At 67.9% G+C, this 1,421-nt stretch carries 2 protein-coding genes; both read left to right on the forward strand.

The window, feature by feature from the left end; translation table 11 throughout:
- Positions 1 to 104: 104 nt before the first annotated feature.
- Entirely contained in the window at positions 105 to 953 is an 849-nt protein-coding gene (locus tag AC3ET3_RS36055) for an IS5 family transposase (RefSeq protein ID WP_028808936.1), read from the forward strand.
- Positions 950 to 1,348 (forward strand): hypothetical protein, encoded by a 399-nt coding sequence (locus AC3ET3_RS36060; RefSeq protein ID WP_402503355.1) that lies wholly within the window; start codon positions 950 to 952, stop codon positions 1,346 to 1,348. The genes AC3ET3_RS36055 and AC3ET3_RS36060 overlap by 4 nt, the downstream gene beginning before the upstream one ends.
- Positions 1,349 to 1,421 lie beyond the last annotated feature (73 nt).

Genomic DNA, 1,421 nt, shown 5'->3' on the forward strand with positions numbered 1-1,421 from the left:
AGTGGGCGGTTCGTGAGTCTTTGAGTGGGTCTGCTGTCGCCTGATGGTGTGGCGGCGGGGCGGAATCTGCCGGTCCGCGGTTGGTGATCTGGTGATGTGACCGGGTGAGTGAACGTAAGCCGTACCCGAGTGACTTATCGGACGAGCAGTGGTCGTTGATCGAGCCGGTGATCACCGCGTGGAAGAACCGACATCGCTCGGTCAGCGGCCACCAGGGCGCCTACGACATGCGGGAGATCGTCAACTCGATCCTCTACCAGGGGCGGACCGGCTGTCAGTGGGCCTATCTCCCGCACGACCTGCCGCAGAAGAGCGCGACCTACTACTATTTCGCCGCCTGGCGGGACGACGGGACCGACCAGGTCATCCATGAACTCCTGCGCTGCCAGGTCCGTGAGCGGGCCCGCCGATTAGAGGACCCGACCCTGGTGGTCCTGGACACCCAGAGTGTCCACGTGGCCGCCGGGGTCCCCGCCTCCACGAGCGGCCACGATCCGGCCAAGCGGGTGCCCGGCCGCAAGCGCGGACTGGCCGTGGACGTCCTCGGCCTGGTCATCGCGGTCACCGTCCTCGCCGCGAACACCCACGACAACGCCGCGGGCATCGTCCTGCTGGACCAGGTCGCCGAGCACGCCGGCGGCACCGTCCGCAAAGCCCTCGTCGACCAGGGCTTCAAGAACCAGGTCGTCGCGCACGGCGCCGGCCTGGGCATCGACGTCGAGATCGTCGAACGAAACCCGCAGGTCAAGGGGTTCGTTCCGCAGCCGAAGCGGTGGAGGGTCGAGCAGACCTACGGGATCCTGATACTGCACCGGCGCCTGGTCCGCGACTACGAGTACCGCCCCTCCTCCTCGGCTTCCCGCGTCTACTGGGCGATGACCCACGTCATGACCCGGCGCCTCACCGGCACGAACGCCCTCACCTGGCGCGAGCCGCAGGCGGCGGCAGCGTGAATATCCAGCCCCTGCTCGACGCCCTGGACCTCCAGGAAGACGCCGCCCGGGCCCTGGCCGACGACCTCCGCGCACAGATCGACGACCTGCAGACCCGGTTACGGGAGGCCGAGACGCACCTGGAGCACCTCGCGATCACCCGCAAGACCGTCACCGGCCTCGCTGACCGGCTCCCTGCCGTCGCGCCGGACCTGCCCGAGCACCCGGACTACCCCCGCATCCTCGCCGCCTTCAACCACGCGACCGGACCGCTACGAGCCAAGGACGTCTGCGAAGCCCTCGGCCACGAACTGCTGCCGAAGAACGTGGAAGGCACCCGTGCCAAGCTGAAGCGCCTGGTCAAACTCGGCATCCTCACCGAGGCCGACACCGGCAACTTCGCCAGGAAGCAATAGCCGACCGACCCTCCACCAGCGACCTTGCCCCAACCTCAGCCAGAAACGGACATCACCTTACGAACCGCCCACT

The organism is Streptomyces sp. bgisy159 (assembly GCF_057707805.1).